24 protein-coding genes are annotated in these 23,428 nt (G+C 65.6%); 13 read left to right on the forward strand and 11 right to left on the reverse strand.

Annotation, left to right across the window (positions count from 1 at the left end; genetic code table 11):
- Nucleotides 1–464: 464 nt before the first annotated feature.
- The gene (locus H146_RS0113625; RefSeq protein ID WP_019952438.1) at nucleotides 465–1,928 is read left to right on the forward strand and encodes an NAD-dependent succinate-semialdehyde dehydrogenase; all 1,464 of its coding nucleotides are present in this window, start codon (nucleotides 465–467) and stop codon (nucleotides 1,926–1,928) included.
- Nucleotides 1,929–1,965: 37 nt separating this feature from the next.
- Here H146_RS0113625 and H146_RS0113630 read toward each other — a convergent pair whose 3' ends face one another.
- Both H146_RS0113630 and H146_RS0113635 read right to left on the reverse strand, forming a co-directional pair.
- Entirely contained in the window at nucleotides 1,966–2,232 is a 267-nt protein-coding gene (locus H146_RS0113630) for a DksA/TraR family C4-type zinc finger protein (RefSeq protein WP_019952439.1), read from the reverse strand.
- A gap of 68 nt (nucleotides 2,233–2,300) precedes the next feature.
- Nucleotides 2,301–3,203, reverse strand: coding sequence for a LysR family transcriptional regulator (locus H146_RS0113635; protein WP_245558747.1), 903 nt, complete (start codon nucleotides 3,201–3,203; stop codon nucleotides 2,301–2,303).
- 95 nt (nucleotides 3,204–3,298) lie between these two features.
- Between H146_RS0113635 and H146_RS0113640 the strand changes: the two genes are divergently transcribed.
- Genes H146_RS0113640 through H146_RS0113650 form a run of 3 tightly spaced genes read left to right on the forward strand, consistent with a single transcriptional unit; the run spans nucleotide 3,299 to nucleotide 5,828 of the window.
- On the forward strand, nucleotides 3,299–4,501 hold the full coding sequence (locus tag H146_RS0113640) for an MFS transporter (RefSeq protein ID WP_019952441.1): 1,203 nt from the start codon (nucleotides 3,299–3,301) through the stop codon (nucleotides 4,499–4,501).
- Nucleotides 4,502–4,542: 41 nt separating this feature from the next.
- Nucleotides 4,543–5,043 carry a MarR family winged helix-turn-helix transcriptional regulator gene (locus H146_RS0113645; RefSeq protein WP_019952442.1) on the forward strand — a complete coding sequence of 167 codons (501 nt, stop codon included), beginning with the start codon at nucleotides 4,543–4,545 and terminating at the stop codon, nucleotides 5,041–5,043.
- The gene (locus H146_RS0113650) at nucleotides 5,040–5,828 is read left to right on the forward strand and encodes a hypothetical protein (protein ID WP_019952443.1); all 789 of its coding nucleotides are present in this window, start codon (nucleotides 5,040–5,042) and stop codon (nucleotides 5,826–5,828) included. Before H146_RS0113645 ends, H146_RS0113650 begins: the two co-directional genes overlap by 4 nt.
- A 94-nt stretch (nucleotides 5,829–5,922) precedes the next feature.
- Here H146_RS0113650 and H146_RS0113655 read toward each other — a convergent pair whose 3' ends face one another.
- Together H146_RS0113655 and H146_RS0113660 are read right to left on the reverse strand one after the other, a co-directional pair.
- Entirely contained in the window at nucleotides 5,923–6,897 is a 975-nt protein-coding gene (locus H146_RS0113655; RefSeq protein WP_019952444.1) for a GlxA family transcriptional regulator, read from the reverse strand.
- Entirely contained in the window at nucleotides 6,894–7,460 is a 567-nt protein-coding gene (locus H146_RS0113660; protein ID WP_033195741.1) for an isochorismatase family protein, read from the reverse strand. The genes H146_RS0113655 and H146_RS0113660 overlap by 4 nt, the downstream gene beginning before the upstream one ends.
- A 115-nt stretch (nucleotides 7,461–7,575) precedes the next feature.
- Here H146_RS0113660 and H146_RS22185 point away from each other — a divergent pair, with 115 nt between their 5' ends.
- Entirely contained in the window at nucleotides 7,576–8,118 is a 543-nt protein-coding gene (locus H146_RS22185; RefSeq protein ID WP_019952446.1) for a hypothetical protein, read from the forward strand.
- A 108-nt stretch (nucleotides 8,119–8,226) separates the two neighbouring features.
- Here H146_RS22185 and H146_RS0113670 read toward each other — a convergent pair whose 3' ends face one another.
- The 3 genes from H146_RS0113670 to ptsJ all read right to left on the reverse strand — a co-directional run bounded on the left by H146_RS0113670 (nucleotide 8,227) and on the right by ptsJ (nucleotide 10,415).
- The gene (locus H146_RS0113670) at nucleotides 8,227–8,646 is read right to left on the reverse strand and encodes a hypothetical protein (protein ID WP_019952447.1); all 420 of its coding nucleotides are present in this window, start codon (nucleotides 8,644–8,646) and stop codon (nucleotides 8,227–8,229) included.
- A 74-nt stretch (nucleotides 8,647–8,720) separates the two neighbouring features.
- Entirely contained in the window at nucleotides 8,721–8,948 is a 228-nt protein-coding gene (locus tag H146_RS0113675) for a hypothetical protein (protein ID WP_156826824.1), read from the reverse strand.
- Between the two features lie 159 nt (nucleotides 8,949–9,107).
- On the reverse strand, nucleotides 9,108–10,415 hold the full coding sequence (gene ptsJ, locus H146_RS0113680) for a MocR-like B6 salvage transcription factor PtsJ (protein WP_019952449.1): 1,308 nt from the start codon (nucleotides 10,413–10,415) through the stop codon (nucleotides 9,108–9,110).
- 81 nt (nucleotides 10,416–10,496) lie between these two features.
- Here ptsJ and H146_RS0113685 point away from each other — a divergent pair, with 81 nt between their 5' ends.
- Together H146_RS0113685 and H146_RS21900 are read left to right on the forward strand one after the other, a co-directional pair.
- Nucleotides 10,497–11,042 carry a type III PLP-dependent enzyme domain-containing protein gene (locus H146_RS0113685; protein WP_019952450.1) on the forward strand — a complete coding sequence of 182 codons (546 nt, stop codon included), beginning with the start codon at nucleotides 10,497–10,499 and terminating at the stop codon, nucleotides 11,040–11,042.
- The gene (locus tag H146_RS21900) at nucleotides 11,039–12,211 is read left to right on the forward strand and encodes a glutamine amidotransferase (RefSeq protein WP_019952451.1); all 1,173 of its coding nucleotides are present in this window, start codon (nucleotides 11,039–11,041) and stop codon (nucleotides 12,209–12,211) included. The genes H146_RS0113685 and H146_RS21900 overlap by 4 nt, the downstream gene beginning before the upstream one ends.
- A gap of 4 nt (nucleotides 12,212–12,215) precedes the next feature.
- Here H146_RS21900 and pdxR read toward each other — a convergent pair whose 3' ends face one another.
- Genes pdxR through H146_RS0113705 form a run of 3 tightly spaced genes read right to left on the reverse strand, consistent with a single transcriptional unit; the run spans nucleotide 12,216 to nucleotide 14,266 of the window.
- Entirely contained in the window at nucleotides 12,216–13,706 is a 1,491-nt protein-coding gene (gene pdxR / locus H146_RS0113695) for a MocR-like pyridoxine biosynthesis transcription factor PdxR (protein WP_019952452.1), read from the reverse strand.
- A 31-nt stretch (nucleotides 13,707–13,737) separates the two neighbouring features.
- The gene (locus H146_RS0113700) at nucleotides 13,738–14,028 is read right to left on the reverse strand and encodes a helix-turn-helix domain-containing protein (protein WP_051091024.1); all 291 of its coding nucleotides are present in this window, start codon (nucleotides 14,026–14,028) and stop codon (nucleotides 13,738–13,740) included.
- Nucleotides 13,988–14,266, reverse strand: a complete 279-nt coding sequence (locus H146_RS0113705; RefSeq protein ID WP_019952454.1) for a BrnT family toxin — start codon at nucleotides 14,264–14,266, stop codon at nucleotides 13,988–13,990. Before H146_RS0113705 ends, H146_RS0113700 begins: the two co-directional genes overlap by 41 nt.
- A gap of 153 nt (nucleotides 14,267–14,419) precedes the next feature.
- On the opposite strand from H146_RS0113705, the gene H146_RS0113710 reads away from it, so the two are divergent.
- Nucleotides 14,420–14,863, forward strand: a complete 444-nt coding sequence (locus H146_RS0113710) for a GNAT family N-acetyltransferase (RefSeq protein WP_019952455.1) — start codon at nucleotides 14,420–14,422, stop codon at nucleotides 14,861–14,863.
- Between the two features lie 3 nt (nucleotides 14,864–14,866).
- Nucleotides 14,867–15,496, forward strand: a complete 630-nt coding sequence (locus H146_RS0113715) for an FMN-binding negative transcriptional regulator (protein WP_019952456.1) — start codon at nucleotides 14,867–14,869, stop codon at nucleotides 15,494–15,496.
- An 86-nt stretch (nucleotides 15,497–15,582) separates the two neighbouring features.
- Here the strand turns inward: H146_RS0113715 and H146_RS0113720 are convergent, their stop codons facing one another.
- Nucleotides 15,583–17,730, reverse strand: coding sequence for a methyl-accepting chemotaxis protein (locus H146_RS0113720; RefSeq protein ID WP_019952457.1), 2,148 nt, complete (start codon nucleotides 17,728–17,730; stop codon nucleotides 15,583–15,585).
- Between the two features lie 224 nt (nucleotides 17,731–17,954).
- Between H146_RS0113720 and H146_RS0113725 the strand changes: the two genes are divergently transcribed.
- From H146_RS0113725 to H146_RS0113740, 4 genes are all read left to right on the forward strand, one after another.
- Nucleotides 17,955–18,914: a GlxA family transcriptional regulator gene (locus tag H146_RS0113725; protein ID WP_019952458.1), complete on the forward strand. Its 960-nt coding sequence runs from the start codon at nucleotides 17,955–17,957 to the stop codon at nucleotides 18,912–18,914.
- Complete coding sequence (locus H146_RS0113730) at nucleotides 18,911–20,104, forward strand: MFS transporter (RefSeq protein WP_019952459.1); 1,194 nt, start codon at nucleotides 18,911–18,913, stop codon at nucleotides 20,102–20,104. The genes H146_RS0113725 and H146_RS0113730 overlap by 4 nt, the downstream gene beginning before the upstream one ends.
- 139 nt (nucleotides 20,105–20,243) lie before the next feature.
- Nucleotides 20,244–22,472, forward strand: coding sequence for a TonB-dependent receptor (locus H146_RS0113735; RefSeq protein ID WP_019952460.1), 2,229 nt, complete (start codon nucleotides 20,244–20,246; stop codon nucleotides 22,470–22,472).
- A gap of 207 nt (nucleotides 22,473–22,679) precedes the next feature.
- Nucleotides 22,680–23,318: a LemA family protein gene (locus H146_RS0113740; RefSeq protein ID WP_019952461.1), complete on the forward strand. Its 639-nt coding sequence runs from the start codon at nucleotides 22,680–22,682 to the stop codon at nucleotides 23,316–23,318.
- Nucleotides 23,319–23,428 lie beyond the last annotated feature (110 nt).

Here is a 23,428-nt window from a genome sequence, read left to right on the forward strand (position 1 = left end):
TTCCTCGCCGTATCTACTCCACCGCCAACGGCGGTGGGCTTTTTTGTGCCCTGCCATCCCTGGCGGGCACCCTTCGGGCCGCCTGCGGCGTCAAAAACCGCTCCCGGCGGTTTTTTGTGCCCTGCCATCCCTGGCGGGCACCCTTCGGGCCGCCTGCGGCGTCAAAAATCACTCCCGGTGATTTTTTGTGCCCTGCCATCCCTGGCGGGCACCCTTCGGGCCGCCTGCGGCGTCAAAAACCGCTCCCGGCGGTTTTTTGTGCCCTGCCATCCCTGGCGGGCACCCTTCGGGCCGCCTGCGGCGTCAAAAACCGCTCCCGGCGGTTTTTTTGTGTTTCCGCGTCAATCGAGCGCCATTAACCAATGACCGACCATGATAAGCACGATAGTCACGACAACAGGCGCAGGCGCAGGCGCAGGCGCAGGAGGTTATAATAGCAGCAGTTCATCCACAGGAAGCTTCCTATGTCCCGCGAAACAGTGTCCCGCGAAATGGCCTCCTATGCCGACGTCAGGCTTTTCATCGACGGTGAGTGGCGCGATGGCCGCGACGGTCACCATATCAAGGTAATCGAGCCGGCGACCGGCAACATCCTCGGCCGAGTGGCGCACGCCACGTGCGCCGATCTCGACGATGCGCTGGCAGCTACCGAGCGCGGCTTTAATATCTGGCGCACAACCCCGGCGTTCGAACGCTATAAAATCATGCGCCGGGCGGCGGAACTGCTGCGCGAGCGTGCCGACAACATCGCCCGTCTGATGACTCTGGAACAGGGCAAGCCGCTGGCCGAAGCGCGCGGCGAAACCCTGGCGGCCGCCGATACCATCGACTGGCTGGCCGAAGAGGGTCGGCGTACCTATGGACGCATCGTGCCGTCCCGCGCCGCCGGCGTCGAGCAGCGCGTGGTGCGTCAACCGGTGGGCCCGGTGGCCGCCTTCACACCGTGGAACTTCCCGATCAACCAGGTCGTGCGCAAGCTCTCCTCGGCGCTGGCCACCGGCTGTTCGATTATCGTCAAGGCGCCGGAAGAGACTCCCGCCTCCCCCGCCGAGTTGATTCGCGCTTTCGCCGATGCCGGCGTGCCAGCCGGTGTCATCGGTCTGGTCTACGGCATTCCGGCGGAGATCTCCGCATATCTGATTCCTCATCCCACCATCCGCAAGGTGACCTTCACCGGCTCTACCGCCGTCGGTAAACAGTTGGCGGCGCTGGCCGGGGAGCACATGAAACTCGCCACCATGGAGCTCGGCGGACATGCACCGGCACTGGTCTTCGACGATGCCGATGTCGAGCAGGCCGCTCGTCTGCTCGCCGGATCGAAATTTCGTAACGCCGGTCAGGTCTGTGTGTCACCAACCCGCTTTCTCATTCAACGCAGCGTGTTCGACACCTTCCGCCAGCACTTCGTCGCTCAGGCCCGCGAGATCAGAGTCGGCAACGGGCTCGATCCCGCAACCACCATGGGGCCACTGGCCAACGAACGTCGCCGCCCGGCGCTGGAGGCACTGATCGAAGATGCCTGCCGTCAGGGCGCGACCCTCGAGCTCGGCGGCAAGGGCATCGAGGGGCCGGGTTACTTCTTCGAGCCAACCGTACTGAGTGGATTGACGCCGGCGATGAAAGTCATGAACGAGGAACCCTTCGGGCCGCTGGCGCTGCTGATTCCCTTCGATGAACTCGATGACGCTCTGAACGAGGCCAACCGCCTGCCCTACGGGTTGGCCGCCTACGCCTTCACCGCCTCCTCGAAGACCGCTCAGGCGCTCAGCGACCGACTGCAGGCCGGCATGCTGACCATCAATCACCTGGGCATCGCGTTGCCCGAACTGCCGTTCGGCGGCATCAAGGATTCCGGTTACGGCTCCGAAGGGGGCAGCGAAGCGCTGGAAGCCTATCTCACCACCAAACTGGTGACTCATCTGGGATAAGCCGAGTCCGCGAGGAAAGCGCTCGCCACTCAACGCCTCAACGCAGTTGACTGTCCTTGCTGGCGCGGCGATTGACGCCCGAGCCTTTCGCCGCACGCCGGTCCTCCTCTTGCTGACACTGCACGCACAGCCGTACGCCGGGCAGCGCCTCGCGGCGGCGCTCGGGAATCGGCGCCTCGCACTCCTCGCAGAACTCGAGGCTCTCGCCGCTGACGAGCCGGCTGCGCGCCCGCGCCACGCCCTCCTCCACGGTGTCGTCGATCTGCTCCTGTACCGCGCCGTCTCTTGCCCAACCGTTGGCCATGAGAAACCTCCAGAAGTCTCGGATATGACATAGCATGGCACCGTATCAGTCGTTTGCGAAGCCGATGATCATGCGCCCTGCTCACCGTCGGGCTGCCCCCTGGACGCTGCCTGCAACAGCGCCACAAAGGCGCTGGCGGCGGGCGACGCCAGCTTCGGCCAGACCGCATGAAGCACCCGCACCGGGGCATCCTCTATGCCGATCGCCACGACCCCCGGCTGCGCATCCGCCATGGATTCAGGCACCAGGCCGACCGCCATCCCGGATGCGACGAACTGCACGATCAACGCCAGGTGATTGACCTCGAAGCGAATTCGGTAGTCGATATCGGCGGCGGCAAAGGCCTTGTCGGTCTGCAGGCGTGCGCTGCTGCCACGCGGGTAGCCCACCAGCGGCAGCGCGGCCAGTTGCGCCAATGTCAGCCGCCGGCAGCCCGCCAACGGATGCCCTACCGGCAGCAGTGCCACCAGCCGCTCACGCGCTATCGGCAGGTGCGGCAGGGTCTCGATGCGCGCTCCCGGCCACAGCCCCACCAGCGCAACGTCCAGCCGGTCCTGATGCAGCCATGCCAGCAGTTCGTCGCTGCCACTCTGGTGCAGATGCACCTCGACCTGCGGATGGCGCTCATGAAAGGCCGCGATCAGTGCCACGATATCGACACTGCCGGGGGCACTGATGGCACCGATCGACAGCTGGCCGCGCACCTCCCCGATCGCCGCGGCCACCGCCTGCGGAATGCGGCGCACCGCTTCCAGCGCCGTATAGGCCTGACGTACGAAGGCCTCACCCGCCGATGTCAGGCACACGCGCCGCGAGGTGCGCGCGAACAGAGGCGTACCCAGTTCCTCTTCCAGCCGCGCCACCTGATGGCTCAGCGCCGACTGCACCGTATGGCAACGGCGCGCGGCGCCTGTAAAGCTGCGCTCCTCGGCCACCGCCAGCGCGAACTCGATCTGTTTGAGGTTCATCATGTATCTCGTTTCGAGATGAATCGAATGACAACAATACATTGGCGATATGAATAGACAAGCATGACACTTGGGCCACATCCACGGAGCCTTGCACCATGACAACCGTCTCCTCGACAGACGCGACCTACCGCCTCTCCACACCGCTGCTGGGGCTAATGGCCACCGCCACCGGCCTTGCCGTCGCCAGCAATTACTATGCGCAGCCACTACTGGCCACCATTGCCACACAGCTCGATATCTCCTCGGCGGCGGCGGCGAGTCTCATCACCGTGGCCCAGCTCAGCTACGGCGCGGGGCTGCTGTTGCTGGTGCCCGTCGCCGATCTGTGCGAGCGCAAGCGGCTGATCATTATCCTCATGCTGCTGGCCAGCGCGGGTCTGGCGCTCAGCGCGGCAGCCCCCGGACTCCCCCTGCTGCTGGTCGGCACCGCCCTCACCGGCGTGTGCTCGGCGGTGGCCCAGGTGCTGGTCCCGTTCGCCGCGACCCTGGCAGCGCCGCAACATCGCGGCCGCGCGGTGGGTGCCGTCATGAGCGGACTGCTGCTGGGGATCCTGCTGGCGCGCAGCGTCGCAGGTGGGCTCTCGTCGCTGCTGACGTGGCGGGCGATCTATGCGCTGGCGGCCATCGCCATGGTGCTCTGCACGCTGGCGCTAGCACGCGCCCTGCCCCGTTATCGGGAGGATGTCGGCATGCGCTATACGGCGCTGCTGACCTCGGTAGTACGGCTATTTGTCGATGAGCCGGTGCTGCGCGTGCGCGCCCTGCTGGGCATGATCTCGTTTGCCCTGTTCAGCCTGTTCTGGACACCGCTGGCCTTTCTGCTCTCGGCACCGCCCTACGGCTACGCGGATGCGCAAATCGGCCTGTTCGGGCTGGCCGGTGCCGCCGGCGCGCTGGCGGCCAACGGCGCGGGGCGGCTGGCCGACCGTGGCAAGGGGATCGCCGCGACACGACTGGGGCTTGCGGTGCTACTGCTGTGCTGGCTGCCTCTGGGCTTCGCCCCGACCTCTCTGGTGGCACTGCTGGCCGGCGTGCTGCTGCTCGATCTGGCCGTACAGCTGGTACACGTCAGCAACCAGAACGCTATCTATGCGCTGCGCCCGCAGGCGCGCAACCGCCTCAATGCCGGCTACATGACCTGCTACTTTCTGGGTGGTGCGCTGGGGTCGTGGCTGGCTGCCTGGCTCTACCCATTCGCGGGGTGGTCAGGCATCGTCGCGATGGCAGTCGCCCTCGCCGGGCTGGGCCTCGTCGTCGGCGCGGTGGGCCTGAAAAACCACAGTTGCACCATATCGTAAGCCGCCATACTATATGGCGACATCACGACAAGGCGGCGACGATGCAACTCGAACAGAAATATCTGGCGCTGATTCAGGAGGCGCAGCAGCGGGGCATGACGGAGGCTGAGGTGGAGAACATCCGCCTGTGTTTTCAGACGCTCTCGCTGGCGGCCGCGATCGACCGCGATTGCGCTGCCCTGCTGGCCCCTCATGGTCTCTCCGAAGGGCGCTTCGTCATGCTGTTTCTGCTCGACGCCACCGCTGACGGGCTGGCCCCCAACGAACTCGCCGAGCGCGCCGGCGTCACTCGCGCCACGGTGACGGGGCTGCTCGATGGGCTGGAGCGCGCGAGGCTGATCGAGCGTCATGCTGCGGCCGGCGACCGCCGCGCCCAGCGCATCCGGTTGACGCCAGAGGGCAGCGAGGTGGCGAAACGGGTCTTCGAGGCGCATGGCCGCTGGATCGCAGGCCTGTTCGGCACGCTCGCGCCGGAGGAACAACGCCAGTTCGCGGCCTTGTTGCGCAAGGTGGCACGCAATACCGGCGGGCGCCCATCATGACCGCCGCAACCTCTCACCAACCGCCACGCAAGGGCGCGTCCCGCGCCGCCGACATTCCCGCCGAAGTGTTGCAGGCCCTGTCCCGCGGCGAGCTGGAGAGCGCCACCCTGACGGAGGGCCTGGCACTCGACCAGGCACTGCTGCTGCGCGCCACCTTCCCCGAACTGTCGCCGGCGGCGCTGAAGGCCGCCGAGAGCGCCTGCCAGCTCGGTATCCTCAAGCGCATGAGCGCCATCGGCGCGCTTATGCTCGACGAAAGAGGTACCGCCGCTATCGAACAGTGCCGCAGCCACGGCGCGGACACGGTACGCGGCTGGGCCTGCTTCATGATCGGCGCGCAGACTGAGTTGACCCTGGCGGCACGGCTGGCGGCGATCCGGCCGCTGGCCGCAGATCCCCACTTCGCCGTGCGCGAATGGGCCTGGCTGGCGGTGCGTCCCCAGTTGGTGCAGGAGCTGGAGGCAGCCATCAACCAGTTGGCCGTCTGGACGACGGCGCCCTGCGAATCGCTGCGCCGCTTCGCCAGCGAGGCGCTACGCCCCCGCGGCGTCTGGTGTCGCCATATCGACGCACTCAAGCGCCACCCGGAGCGGGGGTTGCCCCTCCTCTCTCCACTGCGCGCCGACCCTTCCCGATACGTGCAGGACTCGGTGGCCAACTGGCTCAACGATGCTGCCAAAGATCATCCCGACTGGGTGAATGAGCTCTGCATCCAATGGTTACAACACGACCCCTGCCCCGCCACCCGGCGCATCTGTCAACGCGCACGGCGCAATCTCAAATAATGGAGGTACTTGATGGCACACTATCTCGTCGAACTCTATACGCCCAACATCGCCTGGCGAGCGCTGCTCGTCGAGCGTCGCCGCAGCAGTGTGCTCACCGGCACTCCCGCGAACGCCGCCAGGCAGCTGGCGTGCCGCGCTCGAAACGTTGCCACACCCGCCTGAGCTGGCGGTCGTCGCCAAGGCCGCAGTGCTCGGCGATGCGCGCCAGCGGCCAGTCGCTTTCGCGCATCAGCTGGCGCGCCAGCTGAAGCCTGAGGCGGGCCAGGTAGTCGGGCAGCGATAGCCCGGTTAGGGCGGTGAAGCGTCGCCGCAGCTGACGCTCGCTCATTGCTGCCCGGCGTGCCATGTTGGCCAGCGTCCAGGGATGGGATGGGTCGGCGGCAAGCGCATCCTGCAGGCGGTGAATGCGCTCGTCGACGTGATTACGACCCTCCAGCCAGATGCCCAACTGTGGCTCCAGACCGCTGCGCCGCCAGTAGAGCACCAACTCCCGCGCGACCTGCTGGGCCAAGCGCTGTCCCTGGGTCCGCGCCAGCCAGTGCAGCATGGTATCGATACCGGTGGAGATGCCGGCGCTGGTGAGATAGTGGCCATCCTCGACGAAGATACAGTCGCCGCGCACCCGGGCGTTCGGTGCAAGGGCGCATAGTTCATCGAGCAGAGCGTGGTGGGTGGTGCAGCGTCGTCCGTCAAGCAGACCCGCCTGGCCCAGCAACAGCGCTCCGGAGCAGACCGCCATCAGGGTGTGGCTGGCCGGCGCCTGGCGCTGTAGCCAGGCGATAGCCTGCTGCTGAGCGTCGAGGTTGGTTCGAGCGCGATACTGCCCCGGCACCAGCAGCAGTTCGAGCGGCAGCGGTGCTGCGGGCAGCGGCTCGATGCCGGAGAGGCTCAGGGGCCCCAGCCAGGCAAGCGTTGTCTGCGGGCCGAAAAAGCGCAGTTCGAGCGGCGCGCCCAGTTGCACGGCGCTGGTCAACACCTGCAGCGGTCCGGCCAGGTCCAGCGGCACCTGACCGGGCAGCATCAGCACGCCGATCCGCTGTGGCGCCCGTGTCGAACTCTCGATCAAGCCGCCTCACTCCCCGCGTGCCACTCTCGCGCCAGGGTATCGATGGTGACGATGCGCGCGAAGCGGTCTTCCAGCACCAGCTCGGTACGAGCGCGGATCTCCTCGGCGCTCCAGGTGCGCCCGGCGCGGGTCATGGCAAAGGTCAACGTCGCCTCGCTGACGAAGTCGATGGCGAAGCCCAGATCCGAGCCGACCCGCGCGGTAGTTTCACAGCACTGTTCGGTACGGATGCCGCTGATCGCCAGCCGTTCGATGTGGTTGAGCCGCAGCCAGCGCTCCAGCCCGGTATCGCTGAAAGCGTTATGGGCAGTCTTGTGAAAGGTGACGGCGGCGTCATCCTCGAAACCCACCAGCGGACGAATCAGGCCGTTGGCGGGGTCGAAGGGAGTATGGCTGCCCGGCGCCTCGTGCAGGATACGCACCACCGGCACATCGGTATCGCGGGCCAGATCGAGCAGGCGGCGCTGACGGGGGCGCCATGAACTCGCCAGGTTTTCATCCCAGTAGTCGCGGGCCGGAAAAGAGGCCTGAACGTCGATCAGCAGCAGGGCGGTAGCGGACATGGTGAACATCTCGAGTGGCAGGAGAGGTTTCAGCGTATACTCCCCCCGAGCGTCTCACGAGGGCGGGGGGGGGCAAAAAGCGGACGATTTCGGCCATCATTTCCTGAGGAAGAAAATGTCACCACTCGATGACTATCTGCCGGTCTATCAGTTCAGTGAACGACACTCCTGCCGCGTGGCGGCGGATGCGGCGACCATTCTCGACGCCGTGATGGTCTGGCGCATGGAGAGCGATGCCCTTGTGCGTGCGATGATCGCACTACGCGAAGGGCCGATGCGTCTGTGGCAGCGTCACGAGCCGGCGCCCGCGCCATTTGGGCTACACCGTTTTACGCTGCTCGAGCGTACCGATCATGCCGTGATCTATGCGCTGGCCGGTCGATTCTGGCAGATGGATTACGGGCTGCAACCGCTGCCCGATGCACAGGCATTCAGAGCGCTGCCGTCAGAGGGCATCGCCAGGCTGGTACTCGGTTTTCAGGTGGCGGGGACGGAAAACGGAGCCCGTCGGTTGACGACCGAGACGCGGGTTTTCTGCCCGGATCGCGCCTCGCGGCGGCAGTTCACGCCTTACTGGTGGTTGATTCGCCCCGTCAGCGGCCTGCTGCGTCGGCGCATGCTGTCATCGATAAAAGCGCACAGCGAAGGGCGCGAATGAGATGTTCCCACCATCAGGAGAGCTGGCACATTAATTGCCAGGAACGGTGTAAAGCCATCCGCGGGCGGCCTGTTCGATCAGGCCAGTTTCACATGAAGTGCGAAGGACCTATAAAAACTGCCCCGCTGCAATCACCAGCCCACCGACGGTAGTAATAAAACCGATCAGCCACAGAAAATGGCGGTCGTGGCGACGCGTCATTTCATCGAAACGCCTGTCGACCTGTTCGAAGCGGGCCAGCATGTCCTGGCGCTGCTCTTCGAAGCGTTTGTCGACCTGCTCGAAGCGTTTGTCGACCTGCTCGGAGCGCGCCAGCATGTCCTGGCGCTGCTCTTCGAAGCGCCGGTCCATCTGCGCAAAGCCTTCACGCATCAGTTCGCGCTGGTGCCTGAGTTCCTCCTCGACACGTACCATGCGCTCGCGCAGCTCAATCTCGTAGACAGCCGGCGGCTTGCCCAGACTCTGCTCGGCCAGCCACTCGCCAAGATGGGCCTTGAGGTAGGCGATGTCCTCTTCGGTCAGGGTCATGGGCAAATTCCTGATCAGCGGGTCGAGAGCAGTCTAACACAGCGGACGAGTTCGGCCCCGGATGGCGCTACCCGTCAGCGGCGTAAATCGAGCACCCTCGCTTCGCGCCACATCCACTCGAAGTCGTAGCCGGCCATGGGGTCGTCATGGCGCAAACGCCCGGCGCTCTCATTGTCGAGATACCTGAACCGCTCGGCTACCTTTTCTCGCGTCCGCCGGACGATGCGGTAGCGCAGGCAGATCGGACACCCGTCGCGGGAGATGAATTTCATCAGCCCCTTGAGTTCATGGGCATTGGCCATGGACACTCCCTGGCCGGTAAAAAAATGGGCAGCCGCAATCATGGCAGTGAAATCATGACATGGGGCTGTCGCCACGTAGTTCAGGCGAAATATCGACTGGCATGTTCCCATTTTTGGTGCCCTGCGCTGCCATGGCCAGCAGATGCACGCCAACCTGCCTCATGCCCGCTGCAGGCAGCCGCGCAACTGCGCTGCGAAGCGCACCGCATCCGCCGGTTCGAGCGTCGACGCCGTGATCCGCAGGGCGGACCGGGTCGACGCAATCGCAAAGGGCTCGCCGCTGCGTACGCTCCAGCCCAGTTGTGCCAGGGCATGCACGATGCCAGTCGCGTCGCTGCCCGGCGGTAGCGGTACCCAGACATTGAAGCCATCGCAGGGCTGCTGCGCCTCGATGCCTTCGCCATGCAGCGCCCACAGTAGCGCCCCGCGCCGCGCCGCGTAGGCATCACCGGCAGCACGCAGGTGCGCCATGACGCTCTGCGCGCCGAGCAATTCGCGCACTGCGGCCTGCAACAGGTGGCTGACCCAGCAGGTGCCCGGCGCCAGCCGCATGGCAAGCCGCCTGGCAGTGCCCGCATCGCAGGCGATAAAGGCCAGCCGCAGGTCCGGGCCGAGACCCTTGGAAACCGAGCGGACCAGCGCCCGCCGCGTGGTGGTGACCGCCGCGATGGAGAAATAGGGCGTTCGGGCCAGCAGCGCAAAGTGGTCATCCTCGATCAACAGCACATGCGGATAACGGGCCAGCACGCCGCGCAGTTCGGTCGCACGCCGTTCATCGAAGCCACAACCGGTCGGGTTGTGCGCCCGCGGCGTACACAGCAGCGCCTGAGCACCCTCGGCCAGCACTGTCTCCAGCGCCTCCGGGCGCATGCCTTGCGCATCCATCGCCACCGGCGCCGGCGTCAACCCGGCGCTGCGCAGGGTATTGAGGCTACCGAGAAAACAGGGGTCCTCCACCGCCACTTTGTCGCCGGCCACCAGATAGGCGACAAGCAGGCGTTCGATGGCATCCACCGCGCCGTGAGCCAGCACCAGACCGTCGTTCTCGCGGCAATCCGACCCGAACCAGCGACGCGCCAGCGCCTCCAACACCGGGTCGAACACCGGCTCCCCATAGAGTGTCGGCTGATAGCCACTACGGGACAGCACCGCCAGTGGGTCGGGCAGCCAGCAGGGGTCCGGGTTGCCGCCAGCCAGATCCGCCAGCACCGCGTCGGGTGACTGTCCCTCCTGCTCCCCCGCGCATGCCGGCTCGCGCATCACCGTGCCGTTGCGGCCCCGCGTCTCGGCAATACCGGCCGCGACCAGCTTCCTGTAGGCGGCAGCGACAGTGTTGCGATTGACATTGAGCTGTCCGGCCAGTTCACGCACCGGAGGGAGCGCCTGACCGGCAACCAGCCGCCCCGACTGCGCCTCGCGACGAATGCTCTCGAAGATTCCCGCCGCGGTGTTGGCACTGATTTCCATGTTTAATACTTTCCATTTTGTCATAGGACAATATATATTCTGTCCTGTGACTAAATATAGCTGCTCGGAGAGAAGCCGTCGATGTCCCTGCCCACACCTTGCTGGCCGACTGCCTATAGCGTCGAGAATTTCCGCCACAACCTGGCGGCGGTACACGCGCGCATCGCCGCTGCCTGCGCTCGCGCGGGGCGCGATCCAGCCGAAGTGCGCCTGCTGCCGGTGAGCAAGACCGTCCCCGAGGCGCACATTCGCCTGGCCTATGCCGCCGGCTGTAGAGAACTGGGCGAGAATCGATTGCAGGAAGCACAGCGCAAGGCCGCAGCGATGGCGGACCTCGACGATCTGCGTTGGTCGGTGATCGGCCACCTGCAGACCAACAAGGCGCGGGCCGTGGCGCGGTTCGCCAGCGAGTTCCAGGCGCTGGACAGCCTGCGCCAACAGGCGCCGGCCGGCATCACCCTGCAAGCACTGTCGATGGGCATGTCCGGCGATTTCGAGCTGGCCATCGAGGAGGGCGCCACCATCGTGCGCGTCGGCCAGGCGATTTTCGGCGCCCGCGCCACCCCCAACAGCGTTTACTGGCCCGACGGCGACCCAACTGACAATCCATCGGAGCATACCGCATGAAGACTGCGCTGGCCCTGCGCCACGTTCACTTCGAAGACCTCGGCACGCTGGAGCCGCTGCTGCACCAGCGCGGCTTCGAGGTGCGCTATCTCGACCCCGCCGTGGAAGAGCTGTCGGAAATAGAGGCGACCGCCTGCGATCTGCTCATCGTACTGGGCGGGCCGATCGGTGCCCTTGATGAGGCGATCTATCCCTTTTTGAGCGATGAACTTCGCCTGCTCGAACGGCGCCTGGCCAGCGGTCGCCCGCTGCTCGGCATCTGCCTGGGGGCGCAGTTGATCGCCCGCCTGCTGGGCGCGGCGGTAGTGCCCATGGGGTTCAAGGAGATCGGCTTCAGCGCACTGATACTGACCGACGAGGGCGACCACTCAGTACTGGCCCCGCTGGCCGGCGTGCCGGTGCTACACTGGCATGGCGACCGTTTCGAGCAGCCTGCGGGCAGCCGCCTGCTGGCCGGCACGGATCGCTGTGCGCAGCAGGCCTTCGCCGCCGGCGATGCCGTATCGGGATTGCAGTTCCACCTGGAAGCCGACGCCGATCGCATTGAACGCTGGCTGGTCGGCCACTGCTGCGAACTGGCCCGGGCCGGCATCGATCCGCGCACGCTGCGCGCCGATGCGCAACGCCATGGCGCCGCTCTGAGGGAGGCGGCGCACCAGGTCATCGGGGCGTGGCTGGACCAGCAGCCATCATCGAGCGAGGAACAGATGGAAACACGAGCAGCCTCGATAGACGACGCCGAAGCAATGAGCCTGGTGCTCCGGGAGATCATTGCGCACACCAAGCGGCAACGCGCCAGCGATGTGGCTTTTGTCATTGACCGCTATATCGCCGATCCGGCGGGCATCGCCTGCACCCTTGCCGTCGATGCCACAGGGAGGGTCGTTGGCTTCCAGTCGCTGAAAAGAGCCGTCGCCGACAATCCGTACAATGCCCCTCAAGGCTGGGGCATTATCGGCACGCATATCAGCCCGCGCGCCCAGCGGCAGGGCGTCGGCAAACGGCTGTTTGCCTGCAGTACCGCAGCCGCGCGACAAGCCGGGCTGGAAAAAATTGACGCCTGCATTGGCGCGGACAACCCCTCCGGCCTGCAATATTATGAGGCGATGGGCTTTCGCACCTATCGAACGCTGAATGACACCGTTCAAAAGGTATATGACCTGTCATAACGGCTCATCCTGACCGCAACCACGCCTTCGCCAGCCACTCACCGGCGCGTGCGATCTCCGCCTCGGGGCTGCCGGCATAGCCCAGTACCAGCCCGGGCTCGGCCGCGCCGCCGAGAAAATAGTGCGACAGCGGCGACAGTTCGATACCCGCCTCCCGCGCCGATTCGACCAGCGCGCGCTCCTGTTCGATACCTGCCAGTCCGGCCAGCAGATGCATGCCGGCGTGCCCCTCGGAGAGCGCAAGCCCTTTGGCGGTGGCCGGTGCCAGCGCCTCGCGCAGCGCCGTCTGTCGCGCGCGGTAGGCGCGGCGCATGCGCGCCACGTGACGGGAGAAGTGGCCGGCGTCGATAAACTCGGCCAGTGCCGACTGCACCACGTACTGCCCCTCGCGATGCAGCCGCGCGTTGGCGCGCCGAAAGGGATCGACCAGCCCCTCGGGCAGCACCAGATAGCCCAGCCGCAACCCCGGATAGAGCACCTTGCTGAAGGTGCCCACGTAAATCACCCGCGCCTCCTCGCTCAGCCCCTGCAGCGCGGCCAGCGGCGGCGAGGCGTAGCGAAATTCGCTGTCGTAGTCGTCTTCGATGATCCAGCCGCCGCTGCGCTCAACGGTCTCGATCAGCGCCAGTCGCCGCGTCATGGAGAGCGTCACCCCGCACGGATACTGGTGCGACGGAGTGACATAGACCAGCTGCGGCGACGCGCCCGACGGCGCCCGCTGCGGGTCGATGCCCTCGCCATCGACCGGTACCGGCGCCAGTGTCAGGCCGGCGGCCGCCAGTGCTGCCCGGGCACCGCCATAGCCGGGCTCCTCGATCCAGGCACAGTCGCCGGGATCGGCCAACAGACGGGCGATCAGCTCGAAGCCCTGCTGCGCCCCCTGGGTGATCAGAATCTGCGCCGGCGTGCAGCGCACCGAACGCGACAGGCGCAGATAGTCGCAAAGCGCCGCCTTCAGAGCCGCCACACCGCCCTCGCTGCGATAGGCCAGCCACTGCTCGGGGGCGCGCTGACGATGCCGGCGCAGCAACCGCTGCCACTGCTCGCGGGGAAAGAGATCGAGCGCCGGCACGCCGGGTGCGAAGGCGCGATGGGTGATATTCAGGGTAGTGCAGTCATCGAGCAGCGCCGAACCGCGCTGCGACAGCGCCGTCGCCCCGCGCTCGGCCGAGAGCGGGGTATCAGCTGCCGGCATCGACAGCTCGACAACGAACAGCCCCGCGCCCGATCTGGCATGCACAAAGCCCTCGGCGACCAACCGGTCGAGCGCCGCCAGGGCGGTATTGCGCCCCACCCGCAGCGCCCGCGCCAGCCGCCGCGACGAAGGCAGCGCACTGCCGGGGGCCAGCTCGCCGCTCTGAATCAGCTCGCGCAGGGCACCGTAAAGTGTCCTGCTCAGCGTTGACCCCTTGCGTTGTGCCAGGCGCATCGCCAGCGCCTCGATAATCCAGTCGCTGCGTTTATGCCGGTTCACCGGCCGCTGCGACTTTGCCATCGCCGATGCCGATAAGCAGCACTCGTTTCGATCAGCTGGCGTCATGCAGAGCGTCGATCACTGCATCGGGAGCGCGGGCGATAACACGCATATAACTTAGCACCGCAGCTTCGGGGGTACGGCGCCCCTGCTCCCAGTCACGCAGTGAGCCGAGGGGGATACCGAACCGCTCGGCAAAGACGCGCTGCGACAATCCGGTGGCGGCTCGGGCGCGACGCGCCAGGAGGGCGCTACGCCCCCGTTCGAACTCCTCATCGGTGAGCGGTGTATCAACATCCGCTTCAGCGCCGGGCGTTATGATAGCGCCGTGTTTCACGTTCATTGGCTTTCCTCACGCTGATGATGCGATGAATCTGCTCTCGCATGGTAAATACGCAGACCCATACCCGTTCACCGACTTTCCCATAGGCAATCAAGCGCTCCTCGATATGGGTAAAACGGATATCGAGCATCTCCAGCCGTTCCGGATCGGCAAGCACCGCAGCGCCTTTGGTGAGAGAGACGCCATGCTTGTCACGATTGTTACCGTCCTTGACCGGATCAAAGTCAATCTTCATCATCCTAAAGTACGGCAATCCCGCACTCTCAGCAAGATTTACCCTGACCGCTACTGCTGATTCACCGGCTCCCCCGTTTTGATTGAAACCGGCCCTTACAGGCGAACCGGCGCCTGGCCATGATAGTGACACATGAGCCACTCGCGGGAGCCCCTGATGACCGATATTCGCACTGCCACCCTTGATGATCTGGACGCCCTGGTACCGCTGCTCGACGGCTATCGGGTCTTCTACGGTCAGAACAGCCATCAGGCCGCCGCACGTGAGTTCCTGCATCAGCGGCTGACACAAGGCGATTCACATCTTTTGGTACACGACAGCGGTGCCGGGCCGGATGGCTTCGTGCAGCTCTACCCGCTGCTCTCCACCGTCAGTCTTGCCCCGCGCTGGCTGCTCAACGATCTGTTTGTCGACCCCGAAGCGCGCGGGCGAGGCACCGGCCGCGCGCTGATGAACGCCGCCGCCGAACTGGCCAACGCGCACGGCGTACCGGGACTGATGCTGCGCACCCAGACCCACAACCACACCGCGAAGGCGCTCTACGCCTCGCTGGGCTGGCAGTGCGACAGGGCATTCGAAAACTGGACGCTAAAGGTCTGAGTCATGTATCTACCCCGTCACTTCCGGCTCGACGAGCCCGAAGCGCAGCGCTCGCTGATGCGGCGCTACCCTTTCGCCACTCTAGTGACCGTCACCGGCGAGGGCCGCCCGGAGGCCAACCCGTTGCCGCTGCTGCTGCATGCCGAAGAGGGTGCAAAGGGCGTGCTGCGCGGCCATATTGCCCGCGCCAATCCGCTCTGCCGGCAGTCACCGGCGCACGCCATGGCGCTCTTCCACGGACCCAACGCCTACATCACACCGAGCTGGTATCCGGCCAGGGGCGAGCACGGCAAAGTGGTGCCCACCTGGCACTATCTGGCGCTCGAGGCCCACGGCCGGCTGCGCCTGATAGATGACGCCCACTGGCTGCGGGCGCACGTCGCGGCGCTGACGACACGCTTCGAACACGACCGCGCAGCGCCCTGGTCGATCGACGACGCCCCGGCGGATTACATCGACGGCATGTGCCGCGCCATCGTCGGTATCGAACTGACCATCGAACGGCTGGTGGGCAAGCAGAAGGCGGCGCAGCACAAGGACAGCGCCACCCAGCGCAGCGTCAGGGACGGACTGATGGCAGAGGGCATGGCGCAACAGAGCGCCGGCTGGCTGAGCGGCGCCATTTTTGAATAATCCCGACCAAACGGCGCCGCCGGCGCATTATCCGCATAGCGCAGCGCGAGCGGGTTATCCTTCAAAAGGCCCGCGCAACGACCTCATCACGCCCGGGTCAGCTGACGACGCGTATCGAGCGCCTGCAATCTCACTGGCTGGCGGCTGGCCTGTTCATCAGACGGCGTCTCGCCATCCTGCGACGTCAACGCCCGGTACCCGCCGGCCTTTTCCGCGCTACTACCGGGCAGGCGGAACACGGCGATCGACTGAGTCAGATGTTCGACGCTGGCGCGCAGGTCGCCAGCGGAGTCGGCGGTTGTCTGCACCTGTTCGGCGTTGTGGCGGGTCACTTCATCGATCTGTGCCACCGCCTGGCTGATCTGCTCGATACCGCTGGTCTGCTCGCCGGAAGCGGCAGATATCTCCCTGATGATGTCGTTGACCCGGGTGACCGCATCGACCACCTCGCCGATCGAAACCTCGGCGCGGTGCACCAGCTCGGCACCCTGTGATACCTGCTGACCGGAGCCATCGATCAGCTCGCGAATTTCCCGCGCGGCCTCCGCACTGCGGCCGGCCAGGTTGCGCACCTCACCGGCCACCACGGCAAAACCACGCCCCTGCTCGCCGGCGCGTGCCGCCTCGACCGAGGCGTTGAGCGCCAGCAGGTTGGTCTGGAAAGCGATCGAGTCGATCACCCCGACGATATCTGCCATGCGCTTCGAGCCCTCGGTGATGTTGTGCATGGTATCGACCACCTGGTTCATCACCTCGCCGCTGCGACGCACCGACGCGGTCGCGCCGTCGGCGAGTTCGCTGGCCTGCCGGGCGTTGTCGGCGTTCTGCTTCACCGTTGCGGTCATCTCCTCCATGCTGCTCGCCGTCTGCGCCAGCGAATTCGACTGCTGCTCGGTGCGTCGCGAGATATCGCCATTGCCGCTGGCGATGTCATGGGTCGCCGGCCTGACGACCGCAACGTTGCCGTTCACGTCTTCGACGATAGTCACCAGGCTGCGCTTCATGCGATCGAGAGCGCCGATGAGGCGGCCCACATCATCGTTACGGCGCTGCTGTAGATTGGCAGCGAGGTTGCCGCTGGCGATCTGCAGCGTGAAGTCGAGCGCTTCGCGCAGGGGTTTCAGCACCGCGCGTATCGTCATCAGGCCCAGTAAAAGCAGTACGGCCAGTCCGGCAGTGAAAAGTCCCGCCAGGAGAACGAACGCCGTCTGCTGGCGCTGTGACGCCTGCGTCGCCAGCTCGATGGCACTGTCACGCTGCTGCTGTACGAGCGCGTTGAGATGCTGGCTGATCTCATCCCGGTGGCCGACCAGCACATCGTTATAGGTCATCAGCGCGTCGTAGTAGTCATCATTGCCAAGTGCGGTCACCACCGCTTCAATTCCGTTATCGAGATAATTGGCGATGTCGGCGTTGAGAATCCCGGCGGCCGGCGTGCGGTTGGCCTGGCGATCATGGTAGCCCTGCCAGGCAGTGCGTATCTCATTGGCCAACTGCTCGGCCTGCGCCTCGATCGGTGCCATCTCGGTGCCCACCGGGTTATTCACCGGGTCACCGAGCAGGTTGACGCCACGCCCCATCAACTGATCGATCTGCTGCAGGCGCGCTATATCCTCGACGCCATTTTGGCTCAGCTGCTGCAGGCTCTGCTGGCTGCCCTGCTGCATGGACAGAGAGAGGCCGCCGCCCAGCGCCACTACCGCCAGCGCTACCGCCACCAGGGTGATCAGCCTTCCCTTGAGCGAGCGCAGCGAAAGCCGCTGCAGCCAGCCGATGGTGCCGCGCCGGCGCAGCTCGCCGTGATCCAGCCGGTAACGGCTTTTCTGGCCGGCCCGCATCTGCGGATAGACGCGCTCGGCCAGTCGTCGCGCCTGATCCGATGGCCTGACCCGCACCGAGGTGTAGCCGACCACTCGGCCCGCTTCAAAAATCGGCGTCACGGTGGACTGCACCCAGTAAAAGCCGCCATCCTTGCGACGATTCTTGATGATGCCGCTCCAGGCCTCGCCCTTTTTGAGCGTTTTCCAGAGGTTCTCGAAGGCTGCCGCCGGCATGTCGGGATGACGCACCAGATTATGAGGTGCTCCGATCAACTCTTCGCGAGGAAAACCGCTGGCTTTCACAAAAGCCGGGTTGGCGTAGGCAATCTGTCCACTGGCGTCGGTTCTCGAGATCAGATAGTCGTCGTCAGTAAGAACAAACTCCTGATTATAAACGGGCTGGTTATTTCGCATGATGTTATCCCGGTGCCGCTGTTAAACCAGTGGTGGCTTTTTGTGCAACAAAAGCTGACGAATATCTTCAGTACCATTTAATCGGCGGCAATGGATCACAGCTTGAGTTGACGCAATGTCGCACCGCACCAGGAAATGTCCGAATCGGTGGGGCACAGGTCGTTGTCGACGCATCGAAAGTCGCCGCAGACTGCGTCTATCACCTTCTGCGGAGTCAGCCGCCCATGCACCGCCTCGACCTGCTGATCTACCCCGACTGTCAGATGCTCGATGTCAGCGGCCCCTGGCAGGTATTTGCCACCGCCAATGTCCTCAACGAAACGCCGCTCTACAGCCTTCGGCTACTGGCCCCGAGGGCCGGTACAGTAGCGACCAACGGCGGCCTGGTGCTGCACGCCCCCCATGCACTGGCGGACACGCCGCCCGGCGACACCCTGCTGATCGCGGGGGGCTCGGGGGTTCACGGCCTGGACGACGCTCTGATCGCCGCCATCGCTCGTCGCGCCGCAAGGACGCCGCGCGTCGGTTCGGTCTGTACCGGCGCCTTTGCACTGGCTCGCGCCGGGCTGCTCGACGGCCGCCACGCCACCACCCACTGGCGCCACGCCGAAGCGCTGGCGCGGGCTTTCCCGGCAGTGCATGTGGACGCCGATGCCCTCTACTGCGAAAGCGGCGGCATCCATACCAGTGCCGGCATTACCGCCGGTATCGACCTGGCCCTGTCGCTGCTGGCCAGCGATCACGGATCGGCGCTGGCCGGCCGGGTAGCGCGCGAACTGGTGATGTTTCTGCACCGCCCCGGTAACCAGGCGCAGTTCAGCGAAGCGCTGCGCTGCCAGCTCGGCAGCCGCGGCCGGCTGCGCCAGTTGGTCGATCGCGTTACCGCCGACCCGCTCGGCGACTGGACGCTGGAGACCATGGCAGCGTCGATGGCGGTCTCGCCCCGCCATCTGACCCGGCTGTTTCAACGTGAACTGCAGCTCTCGCCGGCGGCGCTGGTCAGCCGCCTGCGGCTGGAGCACGCCCGCCGTCTGCTGCTGGAGAGCGATGTACCGCTGAGCCGGATCGCCACCCACTGCCGGCTCGGCGGCGCCGAACAGCTGCGGCGCCTTTTTCAGCGCCGCTTCGGCCTGCCGCCGTCACTCTATCGTCAACGCTTTGGTCCATCGGGAGCCACCCCATGAACACGCCCTCCACAACCGCCAGTCAGCGACTGCCCGCTACCGTATGGGGGCTGGCACTGTGCCAGGCACTGCTGGTCAGCGGCAACATTTTACTGATCACCATCAACCCGCTGATCGGTGCCCGGCTGGCGCCGGGCGCGGCGCTGAGCACGCTGCCGGTGGCCGCCCAGATGCTGGGCGTCACGCTCGCCACCCTGCCCGCCGGCGGGTTGACGGCACGACTGGGGCGGCGACGCACCTTCATCGTCGCCAATCTGGTGGGGCTTGCGGGCATTGCCGTGGCGCTGGCGGCGCTGCTGGCGGAGAGCTTCATCGGCTTCAACCTGGGCACCCTGGCCATTGGGGCCAGCGTCGGCGCCGGCATGCTCTACCGTTTTGCCGCCGTCGATGCCGCCCCGGACAAGCGCGATCGAGCACTGTCGCTGGTGATGGCCGGCGGCGTACTGGCCGCGCTGTTCGGCCCCTGGCTGGCAACCGCGACCCGGGATCTGCTGGCAGTGCCCTTCGCCGGCAGCCTGCTGGGTTTGGGAGTGCTCTATCTTGTCGCGCTGGCGCTGGTCAGCCGGCTGGCGCTGCGCAACCCGGTCACACCGGGGCAGGCGCGGCGCACGCCCACCATGGCACTGCTGCGGCGGCCGGTGCTGATCGCGGCAGTCGCCGCGGCGGCGCTCGGCTATACGGTGATGAACCTGGCGATGACCGCCACGCCGCTGGCCATGGCACATCAGGGACACAGCTTCGAGGCCACTTCGGGAGTCATCAGCGCCCATGTGCTGGCGATGTTCGCACCCTCCTTTATTACCGGCCACCTGACCCGACGCTTCGGCCATGTGGCGATGATTGTCACGGGAGCCGCCCTGCTGGCGCTGAGCGCGCTGTGCGCGCTGCTGACGCCTTCCCTCTACGCCTTCGGCGTCGGTCTGGTACTGCTGGGGCTGGGCTGGAACTTCACCTTCCTGCCCGCCAGCGGCTGGCTGACCACCGCCCATCGGCCCGAGGAAGCGCCCGGCGTTCAGGCACTCAACGACTGCCTGGTGTTCGGCCTGGTGACCCTCTCGGCACTGCTGGCGGGGCCGCTCAACGCCTGGCTGGGGTGGTCACGGCTCAATCTGTGGCTGCTGCTGCCGGTGGTCGTGCTGACCGCGCTGGTGCTGCGCGGCGCGGCACAGAGCACCAGGCGTTGTGGCTGACGCCATCCTTGCGGTACTCCTTCGCCGCTGGCGTTGCGTCTTGTTCATCGTGACGCGGGCAGGTACTGTGCCGGAATGACAAAAAGAAACATTCTCATTTCGGCCATCTCCCGCGAAGGGATCCCAGGGAACAGACATCATGAGCCCATACAACTTCTCACGCGGCTTCGGGCTGACGCTGGGCGCCGGCGTGCTGCTGAGCGCCGCACCGCTGCAGGCCGCCGAAGAGCGTCCGTCCGACGCATCGCTCGCAGCCACTGCACCACCCGCAGCAACCTCGACGACGACCACGGCCGCCAATACCGCCGCGGCGCAGGAAGACATGGTGGTCGTCGGCTCACGCACCCCGGCCTCGCCGGACCGCATTCCCGGCGCGGTATGGATCGTCGATGCCGAGCAGATCGAGAGCCGCACCCAGGCTGGCGAGGATCTCAAGACAGCGCTGGGCAAGCTGATTCCGGGAATGGACTTCGCCCCCGAGGGGCGCACCGAATACGGTCAGAACCTGCGCGGTCGCAGTCCGCAGATCCTGATCGACGGCGTACCGATGACCAGTTCGCGTGGCCTGTCGCGCCAGTTCGACTCGATCGACCCGTTCAATGTCGAGCGTGTCGAGGTGCTCTCCGGTGCCAACAGCCTCTACGGCGGCAACGCTACCGGCGGCACCATCAACATCGTCACCAAAGCGCCGCAGGCGGGTGGCCCCCACTTCGAGACGCAGGTGAGCACCACCTCGGGTTTTGATAACCATCGCGACTTCGACCGCCGGGTGGCGCAGTCGGTCAGCGGCGGCAACGAACGCCTGCGCGGTCGGCTGGGGGTGGCCTACGCCGAGAACGGGCGCTTCTACGATGGCCATAACGAGGAGATCTTCCCCGACCTGGCGCAGACCGACCTGCAGGACAACCGCTCGGTGGATCTGCTCAGCACGATGGAGATCGATCTCGCCGAGCAGCAGCGTCTCGAACTGCTGGCGCAGTATTACGACTCCGGCTTCGAGGGCGAGCGCGGCGTCTATTTCCCCGAGCTCGAGCAGGGCAGTCTGGGCAACGCCGGGATTCGCGGCGGCTATGCCTCGGACCGCGACCCCGGCACCGAACGCCAGCTCTATAATGCCAACTATCACCACGCCGATCTGCTGGGGCAGGATTTCTACCTGCAGGGCTACTATCGCGAAGAGACCAGCACCTTCTCGCCCTTCCCCTACTACGTGGACGACCGCGCTGCCGTCGAGTTTCGCGCCTCCGAGCAGCGCACCGATCTGGGCGGCGCCCGGGCGCTGTTCGTGGCGCCGCTGCGCGACGACCTGGAACTAACCTATGGCGTGGATTACTACCACGAGCGCTTCGGCTCCGATCAGGCCTACTTCGACCGCGCCACCTCCGATGCCAGCGGCGGCCTCGAGCTGGATATCGACCGCATCGGGCCGCGCTATCCCGGCTACTCGGTGGACGGCTTCGCCGGCTACGCCCAGTTGGAGTGGCAGGCCACCGAGCGGCTGAGCGTGCAGGGCGGGGTGCGTCAGGAGCACGCCGATGTCGATGTCGACGCCTTCAGCGTAGGCAGCGCCACCAATCCCGGCGGCCGCAACGACTACGACACCACGCTGTTCAACCTCGGCGTGGTGCAGGAGTACGACAGCGGCCACCGCTTCTGGTCGAGCTACAGCCAGGGCTTCGAGCTGCCCAACGTCGCCAGCGTCTACAGCGGCGCGCAGTTCGATATCGGCCGCAACCCGGTCGACGGCATCCAGACCGACCAGGTCGAACTGGGCTGGGGATATCGCAGCCAGGCCTGGGACAGCCAGCTGGCGCTCTATTATTCATGGTCCGACCGGGCGCTGGAAAACGACCGCCAGCTGGGCACCGAAATCGTCGATGACAAGCGCCGCGACTACGGCATCGAGGCCGCCACCTCGCGCTATATCGGCCGCCACTGGGAAGTGGGCGGCACCGCCCATCTGACCCGCTCCGAACAGCTGGCCGACGACGGCGAATGGTACCGCCGCGATGCCCGTTACGCCTCGCTCTCCAGCGCCACCGCCTTCGTCGAATGGGACGATAACCAGCGCTCGCTGCGCCTGCAGGGCAACCACGCCTTCGACCTGTCCGACGACGCCAGTGAGCTGGGTTCGGCCAGCGACAACGAAATCGACGGCTTCACCACCTTCGATCTGATCGGCCGCCAGCGCACCGCGGATTACGGCACCTTCACACTGGGTATCGAAAACCTGCTGGATAAACGCTACGCCACCGTCTGGGGACAGCGCGCAGCAGTGTTCTATGCACCGACCTACGGCCCCGAGGCGCTCTACCGCTTCCAAGGGCGCGGACGCACCTTCTCGCTGGGCTGGAACATGAACTGGTAGTCGCGAGCATTATAAAAGCCGGGAGGCAGCGCGGCGGCTCGTCGTGGGCCGCCACGCTGCCTGCGTGCATCGAAAACGCGCTGCCTGCGTGCATCGAAAAATAGTGCCGGGCGTTTCACACAGGGCATTAAAATGGTAGTGGTAATAGCCACATTGCCACTGAACCGAAGACTGAATTCTCAAGTCTGCCGTGCGAGACACGCTGTGATGCCGACACACCTCGATCAAGATTTTTGCTCCCGCCGCACCACTTTACGGCAGCGCTACTGGCAGTGGCTGGTACTGCTGTGTCTCTGCGTCCTGCTTTCCGGCTGCGGTATCAACAACATCCCGACGCTGGATGAAAGAGTGAAATCGGCCTGGGCGCAGGTTCAGAATCAATACCAGCGCCGCGCCGACCTGATCCCCAACCTGGTCGAGACCGTGAAGGGCTTCGCCACCCAGGAGCGCGAGACGCTAACGGCGGTGGTCGAGGCGCGCGCCCGGGCGAGTTCGATTCAGGTCGATGCGCAGACGCTCAACAACCCCGAGCGACTACAGCAGTTCCAGCAGGCGCAGAGCCAGCTGGGCAGCGCCCTGAGCCGCCTGATGGCGGTCTCCGAACGCTACCCCGAGCTGCGCTCCAATCAGAACTTTCTGGCCCTGCAGTCCCAGCTCGAGGGCACGGAGAACCGTATTGCCGTCGCTCGACGCGACTTCATCCAGGCGGTCGAGGCCTACAACACCGAAATCCGCACCTTCCCGGGCACGATCTGGCACAGCCTGCTGTACAGCGATATGCCGCTGCGCGAGAACTTCGAGGCGACGGCGTCGAATGCCGACCAGCCGCCGCAGGTGAATTTCTGATCTCCCTGGACCTTTGCGACCACAGGTGAACTCGTCATGCGCTTGAGAGGGTGTTTATAAAACAGGCGAGCGAAGGCAAGACAGGGCAAAATTGACCGAAAACGCGGAGT

The sequence above is a fragment of the Kushneria aurantia DSM 21353 genome, from assembly GCF_000382245.1.
Lineage (GTDB): Bacteria > Pseudomonadota > Gammaproteobacteria > Pseudomonadales > Halomonadaceae > Kushneria > Kushneria aurantia.